This is a genomic window from Rhodococcus sp. 24CO (genome assembly GCF_050586165.1).
In the GTDB taxonomy this organism is placed as follows: domain Bacteria; phylum Actinomycetota; class Actinomycetes; order Mycobacteriales; family Mycobacteriaceae; genus Rhodococcus_F.
On sequence record NZ_JAZFNF010000017.1, the window covers coordinates 12,753 to 35,882 of the forward strand.

The following is a 23,130-nucleotide window of genomic DNA, read 5'->3' on the forward strand; positions in this document are numbered from 1 at the left end:
AACCATTAGTTTTGGACACGAGTTTTGGAACAGATCTTCTCCCAGCTCATCGAAAATCGCCTTCGACGTTTCAAATACGACCTTGGTCTCAACAGGTCAACGCATCACTACTGATGAGATGATGCGCGATCGTGGAGGCATGGATGGGCAGCAAGGCACTCGGATTTACAGTGGAACAGGAGAACCTGATCTGGGATCTGCATCGCCGTGGAGAATCGATACGAGAAATCGAGCGGATCCTCGGAGAAACAATGCCTCGAATTCGACGCTTCCTACGGGAGTCCGGAGGTATCCGTCCGGTCCCACGAGCACGGCGGGCCGGCCACATCACCGCAGTCGAACGAGAAGAAGTTTCGCGAGGAATCGCCGCCGGCGAGAGTGCTCGGACGATCGCGGAGAAACTCGGAAGATCACCGTCCACGATTGCACGCGAGATCGCCCGCAACGGTGGGCGCGAGAACTACGGGGCGATAGACGCCGATACCGCCGCTTATGTCCGCGCTCGCCGCCCCAAAATGTCGACCCTGAGTGTGCGGCCGATTCTGCGGACAGTCATCACGGACAAACTCCATGAGCAGTGGTCACCGCAACAGATCTCCGGCTGGCTTCGGCGTGAGCGCCCAGGCGATCCACAGATGTGGGTCTCACACGAAACGATCTACCGATGCCTCTACATACCGTCACGGAAAGTATTCGACAGCACTGCATTTCACGAACTGCGTACCGATCGACCGATACGTCGACCACGCGGGAAGAAACGCTCCCACGGTCGTGGGCGGATACGACATATGGTCTCGATCGATCTTCGAGGAGCTGCGGCAAACGATCGTAGTGAGCCCGGGCACCTGGAGGGTGACCTCGTGTTCGGAATCCGCCCGTCAGCGGTCGCGACGCTGGTAGATCGGCAATCACGCGCCGTGCATGTGGTGGCATTGCCGGACGGGTACCGGGCCGAGACGGTCGCGGATGCGCTGATTGCCTATCTGGGCAGGTTACCGGCGTATCTGCGTCGTTCGTTGACCTGGGATCGGGGACGGGAAATGGCCGAACACGAGCGCATCACCGCAGCGCTCGAGATGCCCGTCTACTTTTGCGCCCCGCACCATCCGTGGCAACGAGGGACGAACGAAAACGCGAACGGGTTGCTGCGGCAGTACCTGCGTAAGAACGCTGACCTGCGCAGTTTCACCCAAGATGACCTGAATAGGGTCGCGGCGAGACTCAACGATCGTCCTCGGCGTGTGCTCGGCTGGGACAGTCCACGCCAGCGAGAAGAACAGGTGCTCGGTTCCTGTGCAACCGGATAGCGAAGCCGGCGCCGATGGCGGTTGGCATGATGGGGGGCATGGCTGCCACCGGTCTTCCCGAGCTCGATGTCGCGCGGGTCGTGAAGTATTGCGCCAGTAGGGTTCCCGATCGTCTGCGTCATGAGATTCGGGTCGAATGCGACATCGCACCCCGTCATCTGACGATCTGCGAATGCCGGCCGCCGTGGCGGGAGGACCTCGGCCCTGAGTGGACGCGGTTTCCGATCGCCCGGCTGCATTTCACGAAGAAAACCGGGTTGTGGGCGTTGTATTGGCGGGACCGGGACCTCAAATTTCACCGCTACCAGTTCTTGGAGCCGAGCCCTCATATTCAGGATTTACTCGATCACATCGAAAACGCTGGCGATCCGATCTTCTGGGGCTGATCCGTTATCGTCGGTGATGCGTTGACCTATTGAGACCAAGACCGTTTATGAAACGCCGTTCGACGACGCCGAAAATCGGGGCCGATCGATCGCCGAGACCGCCACGGGCTCGTCCGGGGCCGCCGGCGGGTGGGTAGTCGGCGTGGCGGTAGGAGTGTCCTGAATTATCGGATACCGCGAATAATATGAACTGGAAATTAATCCAACACGCAACGAAGAGGATTTCCCTGTGGCCGAAATATTTATTCGCCAACTTATCGACGATCTCGACGGAAAACCCATCGACACCGGATTAGGACACGAAGTCACCTTCTCTTATCAGGGAGCTGATTATCGGATCGATCTACGCCCCACCAATGCCGACAAGATCGAAGCGGTATTCGCTCCGTACATCAAAGCTGCAGAGAAGGTCTCCTCTGCTAGCAAGCCCCGTAAGAAAACCTCGGCCGCGGTCAAAGCGTCGGGCTCTGGTCGATCTGTCGAGCAACTGAAAGCAATTCGGGAGTGGGCCGGCAATAACGGTTTCGACGTCTCCCACGTGGGCGGATCAAAGCCGACGTTATCGATGCTTTCGACGCCGCACATTGAGGTTTGTGAACAGCGTATTTTTTCACTGACACCCAACGTGTGTCGTACTTCTATTCCGTGATTCTTCTCGGGTGAGAGAGGTAATGATTCAGGCGAGTTCGAGGCCACCCTCGGCGGCGAAGACCAGTCGGCCGTCGTCGAGGGCGATTGCCCACCGCAGTACCGGTGCCCAATCCCGTCCCAGGTCAGAGTTGTCGATGACGGTATCGGCGTAGTCCTCGATCACGGTACCGACCTGGGGTTCGGTGTCGCCGGACTGGATTCGAAGGTCGGGATCACCGTGACCCGGGAACCCCCGCGATGGGATTAGTGCGTGGAGCTTCCGAATCGGACATAGATCTGATTCTGGCAGAGAATCCGACGGGTCCACTCGTCGGCATCGCATGGGTGTTCAGTTGATTCGAATTCGAGATAAATCAATCGCGCGCAGACGAGTAGTGGAAACTACCGGCGTTTTGTGTCGGTCAGAGTTGATTGACACAAGAGTCCAGTAATTAAATCGCGTTCAGAGGGTTCTGCGGATTAGGCGTGCGTTTTGACCTCGTCGTACCGGGCGACTCAGAGCCTCTGTCTGTGTATCGCGTGTATGGGGGCCCGCTGCAGTGCAGGTGAGTGTTCACTGCAGCGGGCCGTGCGCATCACCGCTCGGGGGCGCGGTGATGCAGCAGGAACTTTACGGACCACGCCGGTACTGGCGCCGTTGATTGCACGGCGAGTCGGGCAAGGTGCAACGGATCATCGTCGTCGCGTGTCGGTACGGTGCTCGATGATTTTCCGATCGGTATTCTGCGGGCAAAGGACTCGGAAGGGTTTCCCCTCGTGTGAGAAGGCGAGGCACTATGGGGCCTTTTCGTGAGAGAGAGGACGTCGATGTCACCGATTTTTCCTACCCGGTACCAATTTCTGATCGACGGAGAAGTGTCGGATCGTGTGAAATCCGCTTTTCCGCAGCTGCAGGTAGGACGCTCAGTAGGCGGCTTCACCACGCTTTTCGGTCTTGTCTCCGACCATTCGAGTCTGCGCAGCATCATGGCGCGGCTCGATGTCCTCGGACTCACGTTGGCCGAGTTGCGGCGTTTGCCGGATTGAGCTCACGCGTTCCCGCACACAGGGAAAGTGCGGTGTGTGCGCCGGGTTCGAGAGTGGTGTCCTCCAAAGTGGCGATCCGCTCGATCGAGCGGGACTTACAACATGTCTGGCCTGAAGTTCGGCAACCGCTGGAGGGATAACAACTGGGCAATTGTGCTCACCATGCTCTGCATGGCCGGCGAGAAATATGCTGACGCCGGCGTTTTCGGTGCCGGCCTACGGGGGTATGCGTGTGATGCGGCGTTTTCACTGGCGTGGGGCTGTCGCGCTTAATCCGCCAACCGGCTGCCACGGTCGGATGGTGGCAGTAGGGAAGGGGCACCGTATTTCGTGCGGTGCTCTGAGCTCACCGGCGCGCCGCATTCACACGCTTGCGCCGGTGAGCTTTCCTTTCCGTCGTCCCCGTCGACTAACTTTCAGGACCATCTCGCCCCACCCTCACGACCACCTCGGCCGGTAGGTTTCGTCCCGTCGTCTTGATTGTCGGGCACAGGGGAAACTGGAGAGGCAACTGCACGCGGTTGCCTATGAGTATCGCTACCTCGCGCTCGCGCACCCCAACGTAGTTCCTTTGCTGGTCACCCGTCCGTTGTCGACGCCGCTCGGATTGCGCCCTCCGGGGACGCTGCGTTACCTCGAGGCGATTCTGGAACTGCTGATACGCGCCGGTTTCACCCCCGAAGACGCATTGCACATCTACAGAGCGGTATTCGGTTTCCGCAACGGGCACATTCTCAACGAGCTTCAAGAAATAGTCGAAAATCCCGAGGAGGCTGACGATCTCCTGCGACTCGGTCTGCCTCGGATTCCGCTCGCCGAGTTCCCGAGACTGCGGTCGATGGCTACGATCATGGCCCACCACGACGGGCAGGATGAACTCGAGCGCGGTCTGGCAATCCTTCTGGAGGGTCTGGCCTTCTGGAGGGTCTGGCGACGGCGGGCCTTGACCCCGTGTGATCGACACGCTTGATCCTGGCCTCAGACCAGGGAAAGCGAGAAGATCTGACCCGATGACCAAAGAGAATTACTCCGAAGAGTTTCGCCGCGACGCAGTCGAGCTGTACCGCGATACCGACGGCGCGACCGGGGCCGGTATCGCCGCCGATCTCGGCATATCCCACGGCTCCCTGACCACATGGCTGAAGAATGCAGGAATCCCGACCCGCATATCCGTACCGCCACCGCGCCGGGGCCCGCCCCGGCGAGACACCGCAACAAGCAACCGCCCGGCTCCGGGCCGAGGCCGCACTCCTGCGAACGGAGAAAACCAAGCGTGAAACCGAGCGAAACATCCACAGCATCTAGCCCGCACTCCTTGAATCCAAGCGTGGGGAAAAGTGATCAAAATTCGAATGCAGCTGACAGACACAGGCTGTGCGACTCGACTTCCACGAGTGGTTCGGGTCGGCACCGTTGACAGCCGCTCACGTGACTTCACTGCTACGGTGCGGATCGACACTCCAGCCGAGGAATCACCTCAAGCCCGGTGGGATTCCGCCCTACGCCAATTGCTCGAACAGTCTTAATGATCCACACGTACAGAATAAAGGACACTCCATGATGAAACGATCGTTGGAAGCACTCGCCCGCGAACAACTCGAGAAGGCGGCATCGGCCACAAGCGGACGCGCCGCACACACCGTGTACGGCGGTCATGAACACGTCCTGCGTCAGACTCTGATCGCGTTGACAGCGGGCCAGGAACTCAGTGAACACGAGAACCCAGGCGAAGCGACAGTGCAAGTACTCCTCGGACGTGTGCAACTCCGAGCGGGGGACGTCTCGTGGGAGGGCCGGCGCGGCGATCTGCTCGTAGTGCCGCAACTACCGCATTCCCTGGAGTCGATCGAAGATTCGGTAGTGCTCATGACCGTGGCGAAGCTTCCCTGACCATCGCCGACCAGTCTCGTGGTTTGCTGAGGTGCACACGTCTATTGAACCAGTGCAGTCGACTTCTGAAACTGACACTGGGCGTACCTCACAAGCAATGGTGTTCCACAACTCGTCGATGATCTATTTTGATGAACCATCGGTATTGGACATGAGTTTCGGAACATGCGTCGTCCAGCCTCGTCCTGGTCAACTACTTTCGTGGTCGTCGCTCGGCCAGAACACGCACGCGATGAGTACGACAGCCCATATTCCAATAGGAACTCCCGGCCAGAACTTGATCGCAGATCCGTCCATGAAACTCTGCACTCCCCAGATGCCGACCATCAGCACCGAACCGCCTAGCCAGTACTGCCACTCATTGAGCCACTCTCGTAGATCGTCTCTCTTGCGTTCCTCGCTCGCGGTGGAGGCAGGCAGTAAGGGAGGCAAGTCGACCAGCGTGGCTGTGACTTGGTCGATCGACCGAGCGCTGTTTACGAGTTCGATCCGATCGTTGTACTCCTCGCCGTCCAAGGCGCCCCTGGTCAAGGCGTCCGTCAGGTGAAGCGTTGCATCGAGGCGCTCTGTATCGGTAGCTCGACGAGTTGGCGTGTAGTCGGACATTTTTCGTACTCCGTTCGTTCGCAACTGACAGCATTGAGCATAGAATACATTTGTATTCTATGCTCAATGCTGTGCCCCAGACATACGACCCAACCGAGCGCCGGCGACACGTCGGAAACATGCTGCTGGAATTGATCGCCGACGAAGGCCTCGCAGGAGCAAACATCCGAGCAGTCGCTGAACGTGCCGGCTGTTCCGTCGGTGCAATCCAGAAGTACTTCCGCACCAAGGACGAAATGCTTGAATTCGCAATGCAACTCGTGGGTGAGCGGGTGCAAGCGAGGATCCTTTCAGTCGATCGCACCGGAGCCCTGGTCGACGTAGTGCGGAGCTGGTTGCTCGCCACGCTTCCACTCGACGCCGAACGAAGAGCCGAAGCCCGAATTTGGGCGGAATTTTCAGTCCGAGCGATCGGGCACCGACCCTATTCCGAAGCCGCCATCGCAGTCGACACGGAAATTCGTGCAGCGCTCACCGGGTATCTCGCTCAGGGCCGGCGAGAAGGTTCTCTTTCTGCAGACGTCGAAACTTCTGCTGTGGCCGATGCACTGATTGCACTGAGCGACGGTCTCGCGCTGACGATGCTGTACGACCGGGACAGGGAACTGGAGGCGGTGGCCGCATTGGACGTTGCAATCAAACGACTCCTTCCATGCCCTGGAGCCTGATGCCCAGCCACACGAGTATGACGATCAAGTTGCGGCGGACGTCCGAATTTCGTTGCAGCAGATACTCCACCTCAACTCGAGTCAACCCCGAAATGATCGCCGAGCTGGTCGCCATCGGTGTCGAGGTCGCCCGATCGATGGGAGTCGCCCTCGACACCGAATAACCGAACGAACACAAGCGGCGGCCCCGACTCAACTCGAGAGAGTCGGGGCCGCCCCCGTACGCGGTGGTGGTTGCTCGGGCATCGAGCCCTGACAACCACTGCGCGACAATGCCCGCACTCAGGATCATGGCGCCTCACGTCGATCAGTTGAAGATGCCGTCCGGATCGCCAGGCATCGGAAAAGCGATGTCGGCTCGCGGAGCCTGCGGTACCGAGGCGCCGGTCAGCGCCTCGACGACCGCAACGAGATCCGCATCCGTGATCACTCGCGTGTGCTTCGTCGCCTGGTATGCCGCTGCTTCCACCTTGGACCGCTCACGTGGGATGTAGTTCTCGCTCATCTATCTGCTTTCTGGCCGGCGCAGCGCCGATGGAACGAAGCGGTCTCGAGTAGTCGCGGACGGAGCTGTAGCTGCCGCGATATCCCAATGTTTGAAGTTCTTCGTAAAGTGCAGTAGCGGAGGTGCATCCGTCGTTGAAGCGCTCGTGCAGGTATTCGGCGAACCTGTCCAGCGTAGTTGGCCGGCCCGCTCGCGGCGCTCCCAACAATTCATCGACACTGCTTGCGTAGTAGAAACGACGAACGGTCTCCCGCGCCAACCCAAGCTGCCGGGCAATCGATCTGATTCCCATGCCTTTGTTCTTGAGGGCCGCGACCGCCTCGAATCGGAGTTTCGCGGCGACAGCGAGTATCGAACTCTCCTGACGGGTGGCGTGTACCTGTTCGGCGACCATCCTCCGTTGCTCCGACGCGGTGCGTTCGATCGAAGGTTCAGGCTCAGTCTCGGCCATTCGTAGACAATGATGATGGGCTGCAACGGTTTTCTCCACTGCCTCGGCAAGATTGCGCCATAGGTGCCAGCGGTCGGCGACTTCGATCGCCTCGGGCGCTTCGGCACGGGCAGCTTCGGCATACGCGCCGGCGCGGTCGCGGCAGATCACCGTGGTGCCCGGATGTTCGGTGAGCCATTTGGTGACTGTTTCGGATTTCCGGTCGGCGAGAACGTCGACAGGTTTGTGAGTATCCATGTCGATCAGGATCGTGCCGTACCGATGTCGTCTCCGCAGCGCGAAGTCGTCGACGCCGAGCACCTCGACAGTGGTCGTGGGTGGATCCGGTAGCGCTCGGACCAGCCTCAACAGGGTGGAACGTCCGACGGAAACTCCCAGCCGCAGACGCCAACCTCGATCCGGCTCGTCCGGCCAACGCCAGCGCGATCTTCTCGAGGATTTCGCGCAGCAGCGGAGTGGTTCGTGCGTAGGCCTTGGTCAGTCCGTCGATCTGCTCGACAAATGTGCGTCGGTCACTGCCGGTGTTCGAGCACAGAAATCGACGCACCTGCAAGACGGCGTAACTCGATCGGCCAGCTATAGCGGTATCGGCGAGCATGCGTTCGTACCGACTGTGCACGCGTTTCGAGGAAACACTGCAAGCCGGGCAGCTCGCTGAAGTCGACAACGGCGACGCCCGAATACGAACTCCGCCTGCGGTCGCATCGACCGAATCGATGTCGATACTCGCCAGATGCGGAAGAAGGACGCGCAGGTCACAACAGTTCTCAGGACACCAGAATGATCATCTCCCGCACGGTCCAAGTCCTGTCCGAACGACACGCGGCGAGAAGGTGGAGCCGTCACGGAAAGTGGGCCAGAACCAGTTTTCGACCGTCGTCAACAACCGTGTCCGTGGACGTTCTAATCAGCCTCGGGGGGTGTGGTCAGGGCCGATGCGCATGCATTCAAACTGTCGAGAAGCAATTTTCGACGGCTTCGATCCAATCCGCCGAGCATTTGTTCCTCGATGGAGGCGACGGCTGCCGATGCCTCCTCGAGTCGACTTGCGCCGACCGCTGTGAGAAGCAGCTTCTGCTCACGGCCCTCGCCGATCACCTCGATGAGGTTCCGTCGCCGGAGCCCGCCCAAGAGTTGGTGTGTCGCCTGTCGGCTGACGAACACGCCCCGCGCGAGATCCGCATTGGACAAACCGGGTCGTGACGAAATCAGTTCCAGGCTCGAGTATTGCGAAACGGTTAGCTCAAGGTCTCGCAAACATTCGTCCAGCGCTGCTCGCAGCGCTGAGGTCGTGCGCTTGAGGGCGTATCCGATCGAGGTGTCAACATCCACTTGACTCACGTCAACATCTTGACATACATTCGGCTCGTCAACAACTTGACGAGAATTGATCAGATAGGACACCACAGTGGCAATCACAACAGTGACCGGACCAAGCTTCCTCGCCCTCCAAGTAGCGGACGTGGAACGAGCTGCAAGTTTTTACGAAAACATCGTCGGAATGGTGCGTGCGCCTCAGTCACCGCCCGGAGCGGTCGTGTTCGCGACATCACCGATCGCCTTCGGCGTGCGGGGCCCATCGCCAGGCACGGATCTGGCAGCCGGCCTCCCGGGCCTGGGCGTCGCGCTGTGGTTCGCGTGCGAAGACGCGCGAGCACTCCACGACCACCTCGCGGCAGAAGGAGTTGACATCGTCACGCCTCCCTTCGCCAGCCCGTTTGGAGATACCTTCGCTTTCCGGGACCCTGCGGGATATGTCATCACAATGCATACTGGCTAAAGCCAGCTCGCACAATCACTAACTAGTTCGTTGGACCACTGGAACCTGAACCTATTGCGCGCCAGTCCAGATGGCGTCTGGGCAGGTTTTTGTCATGGGGCAGTCGGCTCTGGTCATACGGCTATCGCTGAATCAGTGCTCGCGGAGTTGCGCGGTTCCCAGATCCGTTCATCACGGATCAGTGCCCACAACACGTTGGTTCGGCGTCTCGCGAGGGCCATGACCGCGGCATTTCCGCGTTTTCCTTCGGCTTTCTTCTTCTCGAAGTACGTCTTGGACTCGGGGCAGAACCGAATACTGTTGAGCGCGGACAATCATGAATTCTCGTACCGACTGGACCACTCGCGCCGAGACCGACGCCGATATCGCCGCGATCCGCGAGATCAACCTCGCCGCGTTCGACACCGCCGAGGAGGCCGACCTCGTCGACGCTCTGCGCCAGGACCCCGCCTGGAGCGACGCACTGTCGCTGGTCACTCTCGACGACGCCGGCGCCCTCGTAGGCTATGTTCTGCTGACCCGTGCACACATCGGTGATACCCCGGCGCTGTGCCTGGGACCGTGCGCGGTCCTGCCGCAGTACCGGAAAACCGGCGTCGGATCGTCCGCGATCCGCGCGGCTTTCGAGGCCGCCAGGGCGAGGGGTGAGCATTTCGTTACAGTCCTCGGACATCCGGAGTACTACCCGCGTTTCGGGCTCACCCGCGCCGCCGCCCACGGCGTCACCATGAAGATGTCCGTCCCTGACGACGCGCTGATGGTGCTGAGCCTGGGCACCGAACCCGTGCCCAGTGGCGTCATCCGCTACGCGGGCGCCTTCGGCGACATCTGAACACTCCCGTCCGGCTGGTAACCCGGCGATCTTTGGGGCTCGTCTGCGCATCCGCAGGCGAGCCCCGGCGGTATGCCGTGACATGAACGCAGGGCCGAGATCGGTGGGGGGAGATCGTGGTTGCAGCTGAGGCTGGAATGCTATGTGAAGTTTTCGTCGGCGATGGTGTCGTCGGTGGCATTGTTGACTTGGATTCGTTCGAGTTGCGGATGTGTGGCGCCTGCGAGGGTGTAGACGCCGCGGGCGACTGTGCTTCCGAATTCTTTGTCGGATTCGACGATCTGCACGGTGACGGTCGCAGCAGATTCTGTGCTTGATGTGATCTCTGAGATGTAGCAGATCCAGTCGATGCCCTGTTCGCATGCCTGTGTGGTGGTGTCGAGTCCGGCCCCGTTGAGAATGGACGTTTTGATACTGGCCGCGTATTCGTCCAGGTTTCCTGAGGTAGCTTTTGTCGCCATTTCGGTGGGGTTAACCCTAGGTCTGTCGGTGGTGTCCGAGCACGAGGAGAGTAGTACTGCGGCTGCAGTTGCAAGGAAGACCAAAGTTCGCTTCACCTGAGCATCAAATCAGACAGACCGGTCGTGATTGAGGTTGAGCGCTGTCGGAGAGATCGAAATCGCACTGCCGGTGTGAGCCACTTTTTCTGTGGGTTATCGGCGTGGGAATCCGTAGCGTCGGCGCATCGTCTCGAGTTCGTCGACGACGATGTCCGTGAAGGTGGAGGTTTGCGCCCAGTGCAACGCTCGTTGGTAGTCCTGATGTCGTTGTGCGCGGTCGGTGTCTGGGACGTCGGCGTATCCGGGGTGTGTGCTCTCCTCCGACGCGCGGTCGGTGGCGAGGTCGAATTGCGCCAGGTACGCCGCGAGCAACGCGGCGTGGTGCGCAGGGTCTGCGGGCATGGGTGTTCGCCTTTCGAAGGTGATTGCGCCGATGTTGTGTTCCCGGATCGACCGGTGCGGGCTTCCGGTCACAGTGATAGCCGATCCGACGCTGTGTGAGGGTGCCACGGTCTGTGCGAATGGATCGATGCTTAGGCCTTCTTCTCGGCTCCGGTGCGAATCGTTCCTGGTGAGGGGCGATTTACTGTTGGCTGTGTGTTTCCTGCTGTTTTCTGTCGAGTTCGATCAGTGATCTCTCATCCCGCGTGTACCATGTGTCAGCAATATTCTAGTTATCCATTTGTTGGTAGGGAACGTTACACACGACCCGGGATCCGTTTCGAATGGGGCCGTCATTGTCGGTGACGACGTGTGCGGTTTCGGATCTCTGTGGAGTCACCTGGCGGCGGTCCGAGAGGGGCTTGGGCGGTCGTCTTGTGAAGGGAGAACATCACCGCCGTCAGGATTCACCCTGCGAGGGGCTCTGAAACACCAGCTTTCGGGTTTCGTCGACCGTGCCACCGGATATGAAAATCCTCGTCATGTTGTGTGACTGACAATTGCGCGTGGCGTTAGCAGTTTCCGGGATGACCTCGCTGGGATACCTTCCCTGGATGCCCGTGACAGTCTTCGTTACCGCCTCGTGTCCGCTGCAGCGTCCGGTGGTGGGCTGATTATTCGTTGCTGGTCTGTCGGTCGCCGATCCAGGCGAGAAGTTCGGGGTCGGTAGTGGTCAGGCGTTCCATTTCTTCGTCGCCGTCGCAGCGGCACATCGACACGGTAATCGATGTAGGGGTCCGGTCGAGAACTCGCCACATCGCTCCCGCGTCAGTCCATCGTGAAAGAGTCTCTACTGCATTTGTTTTCGACATTTTCACTCCACTTCGGGTCGTTCCTCAGTCGTGCGGCCGACGACCTCATAGTGGGTATTCTGCGCCGAAATGTCGTGTGCTATCAACGATGTGCGTATCAACAGTATGAGCGGTATCGAATTACGCAGGAAGTCTGCGTGTTCGGTTCACGTGGGATCTCCCGCACATCGACCCGGTCTTCTATCACTGATTCAGGTGTTCTGTATCCCTGATCCGTGTGCCAGCGGCGCCGCCGGGCTTGGAAGGCCACGCTGAGGCGTGCCGGACTCGGGGGACTCCAACTCAGAGTGTGTTGGTTGCTTGTTGCTTGTTGCTTCGAGTGTCGACAAGGGTGAGTCTCGGCTCCGAATTGCTTACAGCGGGGCTGAACGTCCTAGGCTGAGGCGGACGAACTGCTCTCGAGCGGCGAGGCTGACAGCACTTGCGTCTGTGTATTCCGCCCGGGATTGCTTACTGACAAAGCGAGTTGACGAGACAAGAGGACTGCAGCATGAACCTTTGGGTCGACGACTCAGAGCCCCCACCGGTTGGGTGGGCGTGGGCGAGGACGAGTTCAGGGGCGATCGATGCACTCTGTTTCGGTATGGTGCGACGACTCTCTCTCGCTCACGACCTGGGCGGCAATGACACTGCCCGAGTGATTATTCGATGGATGTGTGAGAACGGCGTGTGGCCACAGGAGATTCGGGTGCATCGCGCCAACCCCGTAGGCGCCGCATGGCTCAACAAGATGATCGACCGATGCAAGCCGGGAACGTGTTGACGACTGTTGACAAGGTTTCAGCGCACCTTTCGTGATAGCTCGCCTCGTTGCGTGTCATTCCGGCAGGAGCGGAAATGGCGGTCGATGATCGTTCTGGTGTTCTGAAAACTGTTGTGACTTGCGTGCAATTCGTTCGCACCACGCGGCGCCGCGATCGATTTGGTTGGTGTGGCTGCCGGTGATATCAGTATCTGCGTGTCGATGTTGTCGACTTCGGCGCGTCGTCAGCCAGGGAGATCCATTCAGTTTCCGGAATCGTGGCCCGAATATTACCGCGGGTACCGGTGTCAACGACGGGCTGGAATTAGGCCTGAACCATTCTTAAGTTGCCGTCGACAATCGCCGACCAATCCTGTTCTGCTGAAGATCTTTTCGTGATCGACATCGAACCTGGAAATGTGATTACCCGATGGTACCTAGGTCAGGTGCGTGACTACCCATTCGGGGCGGGTCGGGTGGGCCAAGTTGCAGCCTGTCAGACAAGACTGGGTTTCTGAAAGCTCTCGCCAGCGGAGTGATCTTCCAGCTTTGTTGGCGGGAAACCTATGCGCCCGTGCATAGTTGATCTACCTCGGACGCGAGTGGTCGCTCCCGTTGGTTGTTCGCGAAGTGGGCCGCCACCTGGGGAACGGCCTGGATACAGCCGCTGAGGGGCCGCGGGCAGGAGCATGGCCGCAGCTCCTCAGCAACTGACGTATTCAAAATTGATCACGAAAATTGGGCCAGAACCAGTTTTCGGCCGTTGTTCACACATCCCGATCCAGGGGTAAAGGTTGTGCGGTCGTCTATGGCGTCACCGCATTCCCGACCCGAACCCGGGTGTGGCGCTCGGCCTCGTCGGCGTCACCCCCAGATCGCCGACGAGGCCCATGATCGGTGCACTGCTTTTACATCTAGGTTTTCGGTGTGCCACGGGTTCACCGGCAGTGGATCGTTGATCCGTCGGTGAATAGATCGCAACTGAAGACCTTTCAGGGTTTTTAGCTGCCAAAGCCTGCGCTGCCCGCCGTTGGTGGTTCGGTTGTCGTTTCGTCACCTTCGATCGGGATGTTGACGACGGGACCCGGTGAGGTATCCGCGTTCACATCGAAGGCCACGCGCGCGGCCTCACTGCCGTCACTCTCGCGGACCACGATGTGGTGCCGGCCAGGTTCGGCGTCGCCGGGAATAGTGACGTCCGTCGTGACGGTGCCGTCGTTGTCAGCGGTGACGGTGGTGAGAAGGACGGGATCGGATTCGAAATAGATGCTGTAGCCGCGCTCGCCCACAAGCCCGGTGATGTTCAAGCGCAGCGCCTGTCCGCGGGCGTATCCAGGAGATGCGTCGGGGGATCCGGTGGGGAGCAGCCGTAGTCTCAGTGGTGGCGAGTCCTGCCAGCTCTGCACCACTTCGTTGTCGTCGTTGACGATGCCGGCGAACCAGTTCGTTCCCGGTCCGGTGGCATCGAGCCCACCACAACGGCCCGACAGCACATGTTCGTAGGCCGCGTAAGCTTCGGTGCCGTCGAAGATATCGTTGCTGTTGATGTCGAAGCGGTCTTCGTCAGCGTAGAGCGGGCCGGGCTGGAACTTCGTCAGCGCTGCACTCTTGAGGGCGGCGTTGTTCAGTGTGATGCGCACCGACACCGATGTCGCGCCGGGGGCGAGCGCGATCGGTTCGCTGTAGCCGAGCAGGCTCTCGATGCTGGTCAGCCGCTTCCCGTTGGCGTTGATTTGAATAATGTCGAGCGCATCCGGTGCCGGCGTTGCACTTCGGTTGGCCATACCCATCCCGACCTGGCACTGAACGAGCGCCAGATACAGCTCGTACATCCTCAAGCGATCGCCGGATACCGCCGGCCGATCCAGGCTGTAGGTCGCGGTGACCGAATCACCGACGCCGTACACGTCCTTGACCGGCTCGATCTTCGGTCCCATTCCGTAGTCGAGGCGGGCCTTGGTGATTGTGGCCTGCAGCGCCTTCGACATGTACTCGACCTCGCTCGTGGACGACGGCGCCGCACCGGCGCTGGTCACGAAGTTCATGCGGTCGTTGAAGTACGTCAGATGTGTGTCGTACGAGAACGGCGGCTCAACCGAGCAGATGACATCGTCGTCGTGGCAGATCGACACCCGGTCGAGGCCAGGAAGTGAGTAGAACTCGTCATCGGTGTCGCCGAGCAGCGTCCGAAACACGCCCTGACCGTCCGAGCCGCTCCCGAAAACACCGTCAGCGTCAGCTTTTTGCAGCGGGTCGCCGACCGAGAAGACCCCTGCAACTGGGGAGGATCCGGGGTTGAGGATATTGACCAAGTTCACTGCACGCCGAGCTGCCATCGCGCCCTGCGAGTACCCGACGAACACGACCTTCGGAGCTGCGCACCCCGGCGCCTGACTGAACTGGTTGTACACCGCCACCGCCGCACCCGCGCCCTCGTTGGCGGATGCAATAACCTCGTTCGCGTTGTGGATAATGCCGTCCTCCATGAGCACGACCGGTACCGCCGGGTATCCCTGCTCGCCCAGTGCTCCGCCCGGAGCCGGTACGTCCAGGATGGGGGCCCCACGCAGATAGCCGCCCCAAGCAGCGGGCCCGAGCAGTTTGGTGAGAGTCGGCCCTTCCCAGCCGCCTCCGACCTGATCGGGGTAGCTCGTCATACCTACTGTGGTCTCGCCACTTCCGCGCAGCGGGATCACCACAACTGGCACGCAGTCCGAGTTCGCGGCCGAGGCCGTGGGCGCGGCCCATAGTGGCACCGTGACTGACGCGATGACGGCTGTTGCCACCGACAGTACTGTTGCCTGCCATTTGCGGACCATCCTCGAAACCTCCAGGTCGACTAGCCCTACACGCCACTCGGTGTAGGGCGCACATACTTTTTCTTAGCGTTATCTTGGCCAGTTGAAGTTTGCTGAACTTTACGCGGGAAGCGACAAGTGCTGCGCGTCGGGAATCTCTGTCGCCACCCGCGCATGTCCTTCGAGTGATTCCTTGCGGCGCCGTAGCTCAGTTTTCACCTGTTCATGCGGTAGTCCTGGTGACTGTTGCGCGACCCGCTGGGTGTTTGCTGGCTCTTGACTGGATCGAGCCCAGTGGCGTCGACCGGAGTGTGCAGAGTGTGCGCATGATGGGGTTCCTTGTCGGCTGAGGCGCGCTTTGGGGCGCGATCTCGAAGTGCGTGGTCGGTCCAGAAGAACGTGTCGGTGTTCGGGTGGTGCGCCACCCGCTGAAACCGACCATCCGATCCGCAGAGAGTGGGTTCAAACGGTAACGGATTCCGCCGGTGGCGCCGAGACGCCGAGACCCCAAAAATGGGGGCACAGTTGCTGAGAGCAGTCGGGTGGGATCAGATGCGTGGGGCGAGGGGGTGACCGTCGTGACCGTATTCGAGTCGGACGATGGTGTCGCCGGTGCTGTGGACGAGGGTGGCGAGGACCTTGCGGCCGGGTGGAAGGATGCGGATCGTGATCGTCCCGGCTGGGGTGTGGGCGAGGCCGTCTGCGGCGGCGGCGACTATGCGCTCTCGTACTTCTTCGGGTGCGGTGTCCATTGCGTGGTCGTCGAGCAGGACGACTTCGACACCACGGGTACGGGCTGCACGCGCTTCGGCGGCGATGTGGGGGACGACGAGAGTCGGGGCTCGCAACGTGTCGCGCAGGTGCGCTTCGAGGAGTTGGCAGTCGAGGCGTTCCTGCTCGTTCAGTGGGTGGGCGCCGGTGATGCGTTCGAGGAGCGGGCGGGCGAGGTCGTCGAGGCGTGTGAGTTGCGCATCGCGCTCGTCGAGGACGGCGGTGTCGGCCGCTTCGGCCGCGGCGCGCAGCGTCGTTTGCCGGCGTAGGGCGAAGATCTCGCGTGCGGCCGGCCGGATGGTCCAGGCGAAGAAGGTCGCCATGAGTAGCGGCGCGAGGTTGATCGCCGACATCGACAGCCCGTACATGGCGCCTTGACCGGTCCGTTCCGCCCAGAGCATGCAGCTGGCCAGGACGATGGCCATACCGATCCACGCCCAGACGGTGCGCCCCCGGACACACATGTAGGTGTAGATCGCCGTCGACGCTGCCAGCGGCCACAACTGCAGGAGCCCGTCGATCGGCACCGGGGCGACGGCAAAGATCAGATTGACCGCAATCGGTACGGACACGGTCAGGTACGCAGTAGCCAGGATCGACAGTGGGTCGCCGGGGACCAGGATGAGTCCGAGCGCCCCGATACTGACGATGATCCACGCGGCGAATTCGAACCATCCGCCGCCGGGCGGGTTCGTGGACCATGCGACGAGGGCGAACGTCGCCGCGTACGCGGTGACCACGATTTTCGCTGCGATGGTGCGCAGGCCCAGTAGTTCTCGAACGTCGTGAATATCGTTGTCGTGGTGCGTCATACGGATTCCCATCCCAGGTGCACTGTTGTGCCGACGCCGAGATGTGTGTCCACGTGTGCCGAGCCGCCCGGTATGGCGCGCATTCGGCCGAGAATGCTGACGGTGATGCCGAGTCGGTGGGGCGCGACTGAGGAGGTGACGAACCCGGAACCGTTGTCGGCGACCTCGATTCGGATTCCCGAGCCGGTCACCGTCGCAGTGACTGTCCGCAGGGCATCCGGGCCGGCGTGGAGGCGAGAGTTGCGCAGGGCCTCGGACAATGCCGATCCCAGTGCGCGAACACACTCGGCAGACAGGAACGGCAGTGGTGCGGCATCGGCGTGGATCACGTCGAACGGGGCTTGATCGTCAGCGTCGGCGGCCGCGGTTCGCAGGTGAACGAGAGCGTGCGCGAGTGAGAACGGTTGTCCTGGTTCGCTTCCGGTTCGGAGATGGTCGAGCTCTGCCAGAGTCGTTTCCGAAAGGCTTCGGACGAGATGGTGTGGCTGGCCGTGTGAGGCGGCCAGAAGTGTGGACAGCACGTTGTCGTGGATGAGCGCGTCGAAGCGTTCACGCTCGACGATGCGAGCGCGTTGGGCCGCCGCGTCAGCGGCGGCGGCGTATGTCTCGTCGGTGGTGGCATCGAGAAGTCGACCGGTTCGCAGCGCCATCGCGGCGCCTCCGACGAACAAGGTGCAGAACATGATCGCGAACGCGATCTCCGGGATCAACATCCCTGCTTGTGCGCCGTCGCGGGCAACGAGATTGATCGTCTGAACAGTGGTGCATCCGATCGCCAGGTGAACGAATGCAACCGGTATCGGCCATGCCAGTACTGCAGCAAGGCTCGCCAACCCGGGGAACGCGGCGAGCCAGACGCCGTCACTGGCGGGAAGGTCGGGTCCGTTCCATGTCGCCGGCCAACTGGCGACCGCAAGCAGGAACACTGTCGCCGCGACGGCGGCGGAGGTGCGCATCGCCTGTGTATCGGTGTGGAACGACAATGCGCCTGGTAAGAGTCCGCATCCGAACACGACCACAACGATGGTCGGCGTCCACCACGGGTCCATGCGCGGTGCGAGCTCGGTGATCGAGGGCCACAAGATCACAGATACGCGGCGTATCCGATGCTGGTGAATCTGGCGAACATCCGCAAGATCCGGTCGGTGTCTTCGGTTCGAGCGACAGACTGTGGAAGAAGGGGTATCTGATGCGTCATCGGACCGGATGCTCCGGCACCGGAAGCCACCCGTCCTCGACGGCTCGTTTGTAGAGGTCTGTTTTCGTTCGGGCCGGCCGTCCCGCGTCGGCGTATTTGATGCGAATACGCGCGAGGTAGTCGTTGACGGTGTGCGGGGTCAGGCCGGTCATTCGCGCTACGCGGTCGGCTTTCTCCCCGGAGGCGTACAAGGTCAGGACGTCTTGTTGTCGCGGACTGAGTCCGACGTCGCCTAGGTCCGGATCGCCGTCGATCGCAGCGGCCCATTCTGTGGTTGCCACAGGGTGGCCGGCGGCGGCTGCGGCGATGGCGTCGACGACCTGCTCTGTCGGTGCTGACTTGCGGATAACGCCGAGCACGCCGGCTTTCGCTGCCAATCTGACCAGGTAGGGGTTTTCGGCGCCGGTGAATATCAGTGCTTCTAATCCTGCTGTTCGCAGTGTGTCGACGTTTGCGGTGGGGAGGAGCCGTCTGCCAGTCGTAGGTCGAGCAGCACGAAATCCAACGGAATCTGTTGATTCAGCAGGTCTGTGACCGTGGGGGCCGTTGCCGCGACTTCCACATTGGGGTGGTCGGCCAACATGGCCTTCAACCCCAGTATCACTGCGGAATGATCTTCCACGACGCCGATTTGCTTCACACCCGAATCTGTCACCACATCGGATCTCCTGTGTCGAGGGCGCCGAACCGTATTCAGCTACCCGTGCGCATCATCGACATTTCAGCACACACAAACGCCCAGCAGTTGGCTAGCCGGCCATGCCGTGCTCGAGAACTGGACCGAGTAGATGCCGGGGCCTTGTCGGGCCTTCGGATTTTACGGATGGTCCGACAAGGCCTGTACCGACTTCTCGGACTGAAGCACATCAGCCCGGAAGATCTGTGCGCTGAAAATAATATTCCATCCGGTACGTATTTTTAAGGGACCTATGTCCCAGAAGCGTCTGGCTGCTCACCGAGGTCGACCGACGACAGGCGTATTCGCCGAGAGTGGATGGTCGGCCGTTTAATGGGTCCGGGTGCCGGGAACGGAGATGAAAAGCATTGCGACGTTTATCGATTATGTTGTCCCGCCGACGATCTGGGGGATGTCACGCCGGCGGGACGGCTCGATCCTGCGACTGGCTCAGCAGTCACGAGAGCGGAAGAACCATATATGGCACTCAGTGTCGGATGCCAGTCTTCGCCCGGTAACTGTTACTTGAGTTTTGTATTACTTGCGCCGGGAATGCTGCTTTCCTACTTGGGTGACGCCCGTGGCTGGCGTGCGTGCTCGGTCGTCTCAGTGCCGGGGGCGGTGGGTGCTTTCAGGCCGGGCGTCGAAATCCGGGGAGGCCCGTGCGTCACTGGTTGTACTCCCTGACGATTTCCCACAGTCATTCGGCCATTGTGACCATAGGATCACCATCGGCCCGCGGGTTCGGGTTGGGTGAGCCAGGCGAGATCGTCCTGGAGTGGTGCGATGTGCTCGCAGAGTCAGGTTCGCGGCTTCTCCGGGTTCTTGCAACGCGTAGGTACTTTTTCGAGATCGCCTATGCGGGTCTGTCTCTCGCTTTCCTCGGGTGGGATTCCTGAATTCCGGGGTGCGAGAGTGCCGCATCAGGTTCCTGAAGGTTGGGTCCGGAGCCTCATAGGATTTGATCGTGGCCAAATGAAGTGTCGGGTTCGGCACTCGCGTGCGGGCATGGATCTACCGACCCATATAGTGGCTGGACTTGCTTTGTTGGCGGGATTTGGGAGGGCATCAATGGCGGCTCAGGTTGATCAAACTACGATTGCGGCAGGTCAGAGACCTTCTGGCCTCGACACAGAGGCTGCTGAAGCGCAGATCGACGAGGAGTCCCGGAAAATTGGCTACAACACTGTCGAATACACGATCGAGTACCTCGCTGACAAGCTGCGGTCGGATGATTTCTACATTCCTGAGTATCAGAGGGAGTATGTGTGGGAGGAAGATCGCAAGCACAGATTTATCGAATCCCTTCTGATGGGTTTACCGATTCCTTTTCTATTCTTCTGGGAAAACAACGCAGACGGGCGACTTGAGATAGTAGATGGTTCACAGCGGATCAGAACGATTAGCGAATTTCTTGACGGAAACCTTCGTCTTGGCGAACTGGAATCGCTCACCAAAGTCAGTGGATTTTGTTTTAATGATCTGAAGGAATCGCGGCAACGAAAGTTGAAGAATCGCACGATTCGAGGCGTTGTTCTCGATGAGCAGGCTGATGATCAAGCTCGGGCTGAGCTTTTTGATCGAATCAATACGGGTAGCAAGAGCGCAAATCCGGCCGAGATACGGCGAGGAGCGCTGCCAGGTCCATTCACGGATCTTGTCACCGAACTTGCAGGCTCTGAAATCTTCAAGAGCTTGACCCCGATGTCTCAGATGCAAGAGAACTCCAGGGCCCGGGAAGAGCTCGTTTCGCGGTTCTTTGCACTTTCTGGAGACTTGGACGGATACAGAGATAGGGTAGCCGACTACCTATTTGCATACGCAAAAAATATGAGCGAAGAACTAACTCGAAATCCTGAACGATCGAACTCGATGAGAGAGGAATTCAATCGAACGATGGAGTTTATCGCATCGAGTACCCCTTATGGATTCAAGAAAAATGAGCGCGCCGCCGCAACACCAAAAACACGGTACGAAGCTATCGCGATCGGTACGAAGCAGGCGCTTGAACAGATCCCCGACCTTCGGGTTGACAAGAATAAACTGAAAGAACTTCTTGATAGTGAAGAGTTTGGTGCGATCGTCCGTTCCGATGGTGCGAACGCGAGGGCTCGACTGAGGCAAAGAATTGCCTTTATTAAGGATGGTTTGCTGGGATCGGTTTCGTGACCGCGGCGAGAGATGTTTTCCAGGAAAGGTGCGGGGAGGCAGAGAACCTCCTCGCATATCTTGAGGAGGCAGAGGGGCTAAGTACGGCGGCAAGCGGTGACGCGCCGAAGGGGGAAACTCTCAGAATATTAAGAGCATCATGCTACGTGATGATATATAACATGGTTGAGTCCACGATGTCCGTCTGTCTAAAGGATCTGTCATCTGCAGTCAGGGGTACGGCGACTTCCATTAAAGATTTGAAGCAAGAGATCTTTGACTTATATCTGGTGTCAAAGTATGGAAATAGAATTATGGCTAGTTCCCATGAGAAAGCGGCCGTATTTGCCCGGGATCTACTTAACGATGCCAGTGGTACCTCTATCCCGGAGTTTGTCTTTTCGGCGCCATCGGGAAACTGCACAGACTCCAATGTTGAGAAGGCGCTTCGGAAAGTCGGGATCGAGTTTGAAATTATTCCTGAGTTGCATACGAGGGTCAAGAGGAAAGCGATCAATGATCGTACCCTTCTTGAAGGTCTCGTCATGGTAAGGAACGATTTGGCTCACGGGAATCGAGCATTCTCTGAAGTCGGTCAGGACAGCACAGTAACCGACTTAAGGGAAATATTCACGCTCGCTGCCGAGTATATGGAGGTTGTTGTCAACCATTTCGAGGAATATATAAATAATTCGGGCTATTTGGGCTCTATAATGCGCGCATAATTGATTTTCCGATTACGGTCCCCAATATCGGTGGTACTGCATTCCCGATCAGGCGGCCTATTCTGTCGATCGTGATTCGTTCGCCCGCGGGCACAAACTGGTACTCCGGTGGGAACCCCTGAAGAACCGATCCTTCTCTCAGGGAAATGGCTCGGTCTTGTTCAGGGTGACCAAAACGGCCGGTGCCGTAATTGTAAAACTGAGTTGTGATTGTCGGACTCGGGGAATCCCATTCCATCCGCCCGTATACACTGGCATAATATTTCCCAGTATCCTTCTTGTGGCATGCAAGTTGGAGTTCTTCGGGCCACTCACGCCAAGTTCCGCCAGGGTTAGATGAGCGAATCCGATGTAAATTCTTCTCACTCAACGCCTGCGTTCGATGCATCGGATCGGAGCGGCTCTGCTGGCCGTGGACGATCGGTTCGATTGAGCCGATTGCGTCCTTGACCGTGACATAGTCGGCCGCGCTATGGGTACCTCGCGGGACCTGGATCTCTCCGGTACGCGAAGCGAGAAGTACTAGTCGCTTCCGGTGTTGGGGCAGGCCATAGTCGGGAAGATGCACCACCCGATGGTCGACGTGGTATCCGTTTGCGATTAATTCGGAGACAAAGTTGGAGAACACATCCGTACTTGCAAGTCCCGGAACATTTTCCATCGTAACGAAGTCCGGCCTTGTTTCGTCAACAAGCCTGCCAAATTCGCGGAGGAGATTCCACTTTTCGTCTTTGCTTTTCTTGCCTGCTTGGCGGAGTTTGGAGAATGGTTGGCATGGAGCGCATCCAGCCAATACTTTCAACGAATCGCCCCGACCCCACATTTTTTTAAGTTCGTCTCCACTGATAGTGCGTATGTCTCTGAGATAGAAGTCGGCTGAATTATTGGTCGAAAACGGAAATTGACAGTCAGGATCGACGTCAATCCCAGCTATGACGTCCACCCCGGACCGTTGTAGTCCGCAAGCAAGCCCACCTGCCCCGCAGAACAGGTCGATGGCTCTTACTGAACCAGGGGCGGCCAAATCAGTACTCCGTCTCTCTAGACAATTTGTGCACTCGCGGGCGCACCTTCGACATAGATCATCTCATCACGAGTTTCTCCATCCAGTACGGGCACACGGAAGCCGGGGAATGATGTAGACGGAAGGGCACCGCGACCGCTGCTCCACCCTGTAGACCGCCAGACCCAGATGTACACATCCCATTCCAGTATCGGTTGATCCAGATGCGAATGGGACACTTCACTGCCTGGTAGTGATTCGGTGGCGGCCCCTGGGAGCGGACATCGACCGAAACACCTCCAGGACTCCCTCATCAATGCGGTGAACGGAAACGGACGGCCTCGTCACGGTTGGGCCTGCAGTTGCCCACACTCGCGGGCGGAATCGATGGCGACCCGCCGA

Annotated in this window: 26 protein-coding genes and 3 pseudogenes; 13 read left to right on the forward strand and 16 right to left on the reverse strand. The window is 59.4% G+C overall.

All coding sequences use genetic code 11. The features are described 5' to 3' along the window. The first annotated feature begins 143 nt into the window (after nt 1–143). The 3 genes from V2B23_RS28285 (at nt 144) to V2B23_RS28295 (ending at nt 2,342) form a co-directional block, all read left to right on the forward strand. Nucleotides 144–1,307 (forward strand): IS30 family transposase, encoded by a 1,164-nt coding sequence (locus V2B23_RS28285; RefSeq protein ID WP_430953289.1) that lies wholly within the window; start codon nt 144–146, stop codon nt 1,305–1,307. A gap of 38 nt (nt 1,308–1,345) precedes the next feature. Further along, entirely contained in the window at nt 1,346–1,693 is a 348-nt protein-coding gene (locus V2B23_RS28290) for a DUF3024 domain-containing protein (RefSeq protein ID WP_430953290.1), read from the forward strand. Between the two features lie 229 nt (nt 1,694–1,922). Continuing rightward, on the forward strand, nt 1,923–2,342 hold the full coding sequence (locus tag V2B23_RS28295) for a histone-like nucleoid-structuring protein Lsr2 (RefSeq protein ID WP_430953291.1): 420 nt from the start codon (nt 1,923–1,925) through the stop codon (nt 2,340–2,342). Between the two features lie 27 nt (nt 2,343–2,369). Here V2B23_RS28295 and V2B23_RS28300 read toward each other — a convergent pair whose 3' ends face one another. Beyond that, nucleotides 2,370–2,507, reverse strand: a complete 138-nt coding sequence (locus V2B23_RS28300) for a hypothetical protein (RefSeq protein ID WP_430953322.1) — start codon at nt 2,505–2,507, stop codon at nt 2,370–2,372. Nucleotides 2,508–3,151: 644 nt separating this feature from the next. Between V2B23_RS28300 and V2B23_RS28305 the strand changes: the two genes are divergently transcribed. From V2B23_RS28305 to V2B23_RS28320, 4 genes and pseudogenes are all read left to right on the forward strand, one after another. Then, nucleotides 3,152–3,370 carry a hypothetical protein gene (locus V2B23_RS28305; RefSeq protein ID WP_430953292.1) on the forward strand — a complete coding sequence of 73 codons (219 nt, stop codon included), beginning with the start codon at nt 3,152–3,154 and terminating at the stop codon, nt 3,368–3,370. A gap of 493 nt (nt 3,371–3,863) precedes the next feature. Next, nucleotides 3,864–4,340: pseudogene (locus tag V2B23_RS28310) on the forward strand (TetR/AcrR family transcriptional regulator C-terminal domain-containing protein); the annotation flags it as partial. A 40-nt stretch (nt 4,341–4,380) separates the two neighbouring features. Then, nucleotides 4,381–4,647 (forward strand): transposase, encoded by a 267-nt coding sequence (locus V2B23_RS28315; protein ID WP_430953293.1) that lies wholly within the window; start codon nt 4,381–4,383, stop codon nt 4,645–4,647. 280 nt (nt 4,648–4,927) lie between these two features. Further along, nucleotides 4,928–5,260 (forward strand): cupin domain-containing protein, encoded by a 333-nt coding sequence (locus V2B23_RS28320; RefSeq protein ID WP_430953294.1) that lies wholly within the window; start codon nt 4,928–4,930, stop codon nt 5,258–5,260. A gap of 189 nt (nt 5,261–5,449) precedes the next feature. On the opposite strand, the gene V2B23_RS28325 is transcribed toward V2B23_RS28320, so the two are convergent. Next, complete coding sequence (locus V2B23_RS28325; protein ID WP_430953295.1) at nt 5,450–5,866, reverse strand: DUF1707 SHOCT-like domain-containing protein; 417 nt, start codon at nt 5,864–5,866, stop codon at nt 5,450–5,452. A 71-nt stretch (nt 5,867–5,937) separates the two neighbouring features. On the opposite strand from V2B23_RS28325, the gene V2B23_RS28330 reads away from it, so the two are divergent. Further along, complete coding sequence (locus V2B23_RS28330) at nt 5,938–6,534, forward strand: TetR/AcrR family transcriptional regulator (protein ID WP_430953296.1); 597 nt, start codon at nt 5,938–5,940, stop codon at nt 6,532–6,534. Here V2B23_RS28330 and V2B23_RS28335 read toward each other — a convergent pair. From V2B23_RS28335 to V2B23_RS28355, 5 genes and pseudogenes are all read right to left on the reverse strand, one after another. Then, the gene (locus V2B23_RS28335; RefSeq protein WP_430953297.1) at nt 6,503–6,826 is read right to left on the reverse strand and encodes a hypothetical protein; all 324 of its coding nucleotides are present in this window, start codon (nt 6,824–6,826) and stop codon (nt 6,503–6,505) included. The two genes, V2B23_RS28330 and V2B23_RS28335, sit on opposite strands and share 32 nt — an antisense overlap. 15 nt (nt 6,827–6,841) lie before the next feature. Continuing rightward, nucleotides 6,842–7,039, reverse strand: coding sequence for a hypothetical protein (locus tag V2B23_RS28340; RefSeq protein WP_430953298.1), 198 nt, complete (start codon nt 7,037–7,039; stop codon nt 6,842–6,844). Beyond that, entirely contained in the window at nt 7,014–7,838 is an 825-nt protein-coding gene (locus tag V2B23_RS28345) for a transposase (protein ID WP_430953299.1), read from the reverse strand. Before V2B23_RS28345 ends, V2B23_RS28340 begins: the two co-directional genes overlap by 26 nt. A gap of 190 nt (nt 7,839–8,028) precedes the next feature. Further along, a pseudogene (locus V2B23_RS28350) lies at nt 8,029–8,157 on the reverse strand (transposase family protein); the annotation flags it as partial. A 236-nt stretch (nt 8,158–8,393) separates the two neighbouring features. After that, nucleotides 8,394–8,831: a MarR family winged helix-turn-helix transcriptional regulator gene (locus V2B23_RS28355; RefSeq protein WP_430953300.1), complete on the reverse strand. Its 438-nt coding sequence runs from the start codon at nt 8,829–8,831 to the stop codon at nt 8,394–8,396. A 67-nt stretch (nt 8,832–8,898) separates the two neighbouring features. Here V2B23_RS28355 and V2B23_RS28360 point away from each other — a divergent pair, with 67 nt between their 5' ends. Beyond that, on the forward strand, nt 8,899–9,270 hold the full coding sequence (locus tag V2B23_RS28360; protein WP_430953301.1) for a VOC family protein: 372 nt from the start codon (nt 8,899–8,901) through the stop codon (nt 9,268–9,270). A gap of 113 nt (nt 9,271–9,383) precedes the next feature. Here the strand turns inward: V2B23_RS28360 and V2B23_RS28365 are convergent, their stop codons facing one another. Next, nucleotides 9,384–9,584 (reverse strand): hypothetical protein, encoded by a 201-nt coding sequence (locus V2B23_RS28365; protein WP_430953302.1) that lies wholly within the window; start codon nt 9,582–9,584, stop codon nt 9,384–9,386. 2 nt (nt 9,585–9,586) lie between these two features. On the opposite strand from V2B23_RS28365, the gene V2B23_RS28370 reads away from it, so the two are divergent. Continuing rightward, on the forward strand, nt 9,587–10,102 hold the full coding sequence (locus tag V2B23_RS28370) for a GNAT family N-acetyltransferase (protein ID WP_430953303.1): 516 nt from the start codon (nt 9,587–9,589) through the stop codon (nt 10,100–10,102). 140 nt (nt 10,103–10,242) lie between these two features. On the opposite strand, the gene V2B23_RS28375 is transcribed toward V2B23_RS28370, so the two are convergent. From V2B23_RS28375 to V2B23_RS28385, 3 genes are all read right to left on the reverse strand, one after another. After that, nucleotides 10,243–10,563, reverse strand: a complete 321-nt coding sequence (locus tag V2B23_RS28375) for a hypothetical protein (protein ID WP_430953304.1) — start codon at nt 10,561–10,563, stop codon at nt 10,243–10,245. 192 nt (nt 10,564–10,755) lie between these two features. Continuing rightward, nucleotides 10,756–11,004, reverse strand: a complete 249-nt coding sequence (locus tag V2B23_RS28380) for a hypothetical protein (protein ID WP_430953305.1) — start codon at nt 11,002–11,004, stop codon at nt 10,756–10,758. A 653-nt stretch (nt 11,005–11,657) separates the two neighbouring features. Next, nucleotides 11,658–11,855 carry a hypothetical protein gene (locus V2B23_RS28385; protein WP_430953306.1) on the reverse strand — a complete coding sequence of 66 codons (198 nt, stop codon included), beginning with the start codon at nt 11,853–11,855 and terminating at the stop codon, nt 11,658–11,660. 490 nt (nt 11,856–12,345) lie between these two features. Between V2B23_RS28385 and V2B23_RS28390 the strand changes: the two genes are divergently transcribed. Further along, entirely contained in the window at nt 12,346–12,618 is a 273-nt protein-coding gene (locus tag V2B23_RS28390) for a cyclic-phosphate processing receiver domain-containing protein (protein WP_430953307.1), read from the forward strand. A 980-nt stretch (nt 12,619–13,598) separates the two neighbouring features. Here the strand turns inward: V2B23_RS28390 and V2B23_RS28395 are convergent. From V2B23_RS28395 to V2B23_RS28410, 4 genes and pseudogenes are all read right to left on the reverse strand, one after another. Continuing rightward, on the reverse strand, nt 13,599–15,416 hold the full coding sequence (locus V2B23_RS28395; protein WP_430953308.1) for a cutinase family protein: 1,818 nt from the start codon (nt 15,414–15,416) through the stop codon (nt 13,599–13,601). Between the two features lie 527 nt (nt 15,417–15,943). Next, nucleotides 15,944–16,978 carry a hypothetical protein gene (locus V2B23_RS28400; RefSeq protein ID WP_430953309.1) on the reverse strand — a complete coding sequence of 345 codons (1,035 nt, stop codon included), beginning with the start codon at nt 16,976–16,978 and terminating at the stop codon, nt 15,944–15,946. Continuing rightward, nucleotides 16,975–18,066 (reverse strand): sensor histidine kinase, encoded by a 1,092-nt coding sequence (locus tag V2B23_RS28405; protein WP_430953310.1) that lies wholly within the window; start codon nt 18,064–18,066, stop codon nt 16,975–16,977. Before V2B23_RS28405 ends, V2B23_RS28400 begins: the two co-directional genes overlap by 4 nt. A gap of 106 nt (nt 18,067–18,172) precedes the next feature. Continuing rightward, nucleotides 18,173–18,759: pseudogene (locus tag V2B23_RS28410) on the reverse strand (helix-turn-helix transcriptional regulator). 1,164 nt (nt 18,760–19,923) lie between these two features. Between V2B23_RS28410 and V2B23_RS28415 the strand changes: the two are divergent. Both V2B23_RS28415 and V2B23_RS28420 read left to right on the forward strand, forming a co-directional pair. Then, nucleotides 19,924–21,021 carry a DUF262 domain-containing protein gene (locus tag V2B23_RS28415; protein WP_430953311.1) on the forward strand — a complete coding sequence of 366 codons (1,098 nt, stop codon included), beginning with the start codon at nt 19,924–19,926 and terminating at the stop codon, nt 21,019–21,021. Further along, entirely contained in the window at nt 21,018–21,725 is a 708-nt protein-coding gene (locus V2B23_RS28420; RefSeq protein ID WP_430953312.1) for an MAE_28990/MAE_18760 family HEPN-like nuclease, read from the forward strand. Before V2B23_RS28415 ends, V2B23_RS28420 begins: the two co-directional genes overlap by 4 nt. On the opposite strand, the gene V2B23_RS28425 is transcribed toward V2B23_RS28420, so the two are convergent. Then, nucleotides 21,709–22,749: a DNA cytosine methyltransferase gene (locus V2B23_RS28425; protein ID WP_430953313.1), complete on the reverse strand. Its 1,041-nt coding sequence runs from the start codon at nt 22,747–22,749 to the stop codon at nt 21,709–21,711. The genes V2B23_RS28420 and V2B23_RS28425 overlap by 17 nt on opposite strands. Between the last annotated feature and the right edge of the window lie 381 nt (nt 22,750–23,130).

Coding starts and splice junctions, on each gene's coding strand:
- V2B23_RS28285 (WP_430953289.1), top strand. CDS start 144: ATGGGCAGCAAGGCACTCGGATTTACAGTGGAACAGGAGAACCTGATC.
- V2B23_RS28290 (WP_430953290.1), top strand. CDS start 1,346: ATGGCTGCCACCGGTCTTCCCGAGCTCGATGTCGCGCGGGTCGTGAAG.
- V2B23_RS28305 (WP_430953292.1), top strand. CDS start 3,152: ATGTCACCGATTTTTCCTACCCGGTACCAATTTCTGATCGACGGAGAA.
- V2B23_RS28315 (WP_430953293.1), top strand. CDS start 4,381: ATGACCAAAGAGAATTACTCCGAAGAGTTTCGCCGCGACGCAGTCGAG.
- V2B23_RS28320 (WP_430953294.1), top strand. CDS start 4,928: ATGATGAAACGATCGTTGGAAGCACTCGCCCGCGAACAACTCGAGAAG.
- V2B23_RS28325 (WP_430953295.1), bottom strand. CDS start 5,866: ATGTCCGACTACACGCCAACTCGTCGAGCTACCGATACAGAGCGCCTC.
- V2B23_RS28335 (WP_430953297.1), bottom strand. CDS start 6,826: ATGATCCTGAGTGCGGGCATTGTCGCGCAGTGGTTGTCAGGGCTCGAT.
- V2B23_RS28340 (WP_430953298.1), bottom strand. CDS start 7,039: ATGAGCGAGAACTACATCCCACGTGAGCGGTCCAAGGTGGAAGCAGCG.
- V2B23_RS28370 (WP_430953303.1), top strand. CDS start 9,587: ATGAATTCTCGTACCGACTGGACCACTCGCGCCGAGACCGACGCCGAT.
- V2B23_RS28375 (WP_430953304.1), bottom strand. CDS start 10,563: ATGGCGACAAAAGCTACCTCAGGAAACCTGGACGAATACGCGGCCAGT.
- V2B23_RS28380 (WP_430953305.1), bottom strand. CDS start 11,004: ATGCCCGCAGACCCTGCGCACCACGCCGCGTTGCTCGCGGCGTACCTG.
- V2B23_RS28385 (WP_430953306.1), bottom strand. CDS start 11,855: ATGTCGAAAACAAATGCAGTAGAGACTCTTTCACGATGGACTGACGCG.
- V2B23_RS28390 (WP_430953307.1), top strand. CDS start 12,346: ATGAACCTTTGGGTCGACGACTCAGAGCCCCCACCGGTTGGGTGGGCG.
- V2B23_RS28395 (WP_430953308.1), bottom strand. CDS start 15,416: ATGGTCCGCAAATGGCAGGCAACAGTACTGTCGGTGGCAACAGCCGTC.
- V2B23_RS28400 (WP_430953309.1), bottom strand. CDS start 16,978: ATGACGCACCACGACAACGATATTCACGACGTTCGAGAACTACTGGGC.
- V2B23_RS28415 (WP_430953311.1), top strand. CDS start 19,924: ATGGCGGCTCAGGTTGATCAAACTACGATTGCGGCAGGTCAGAGACCT.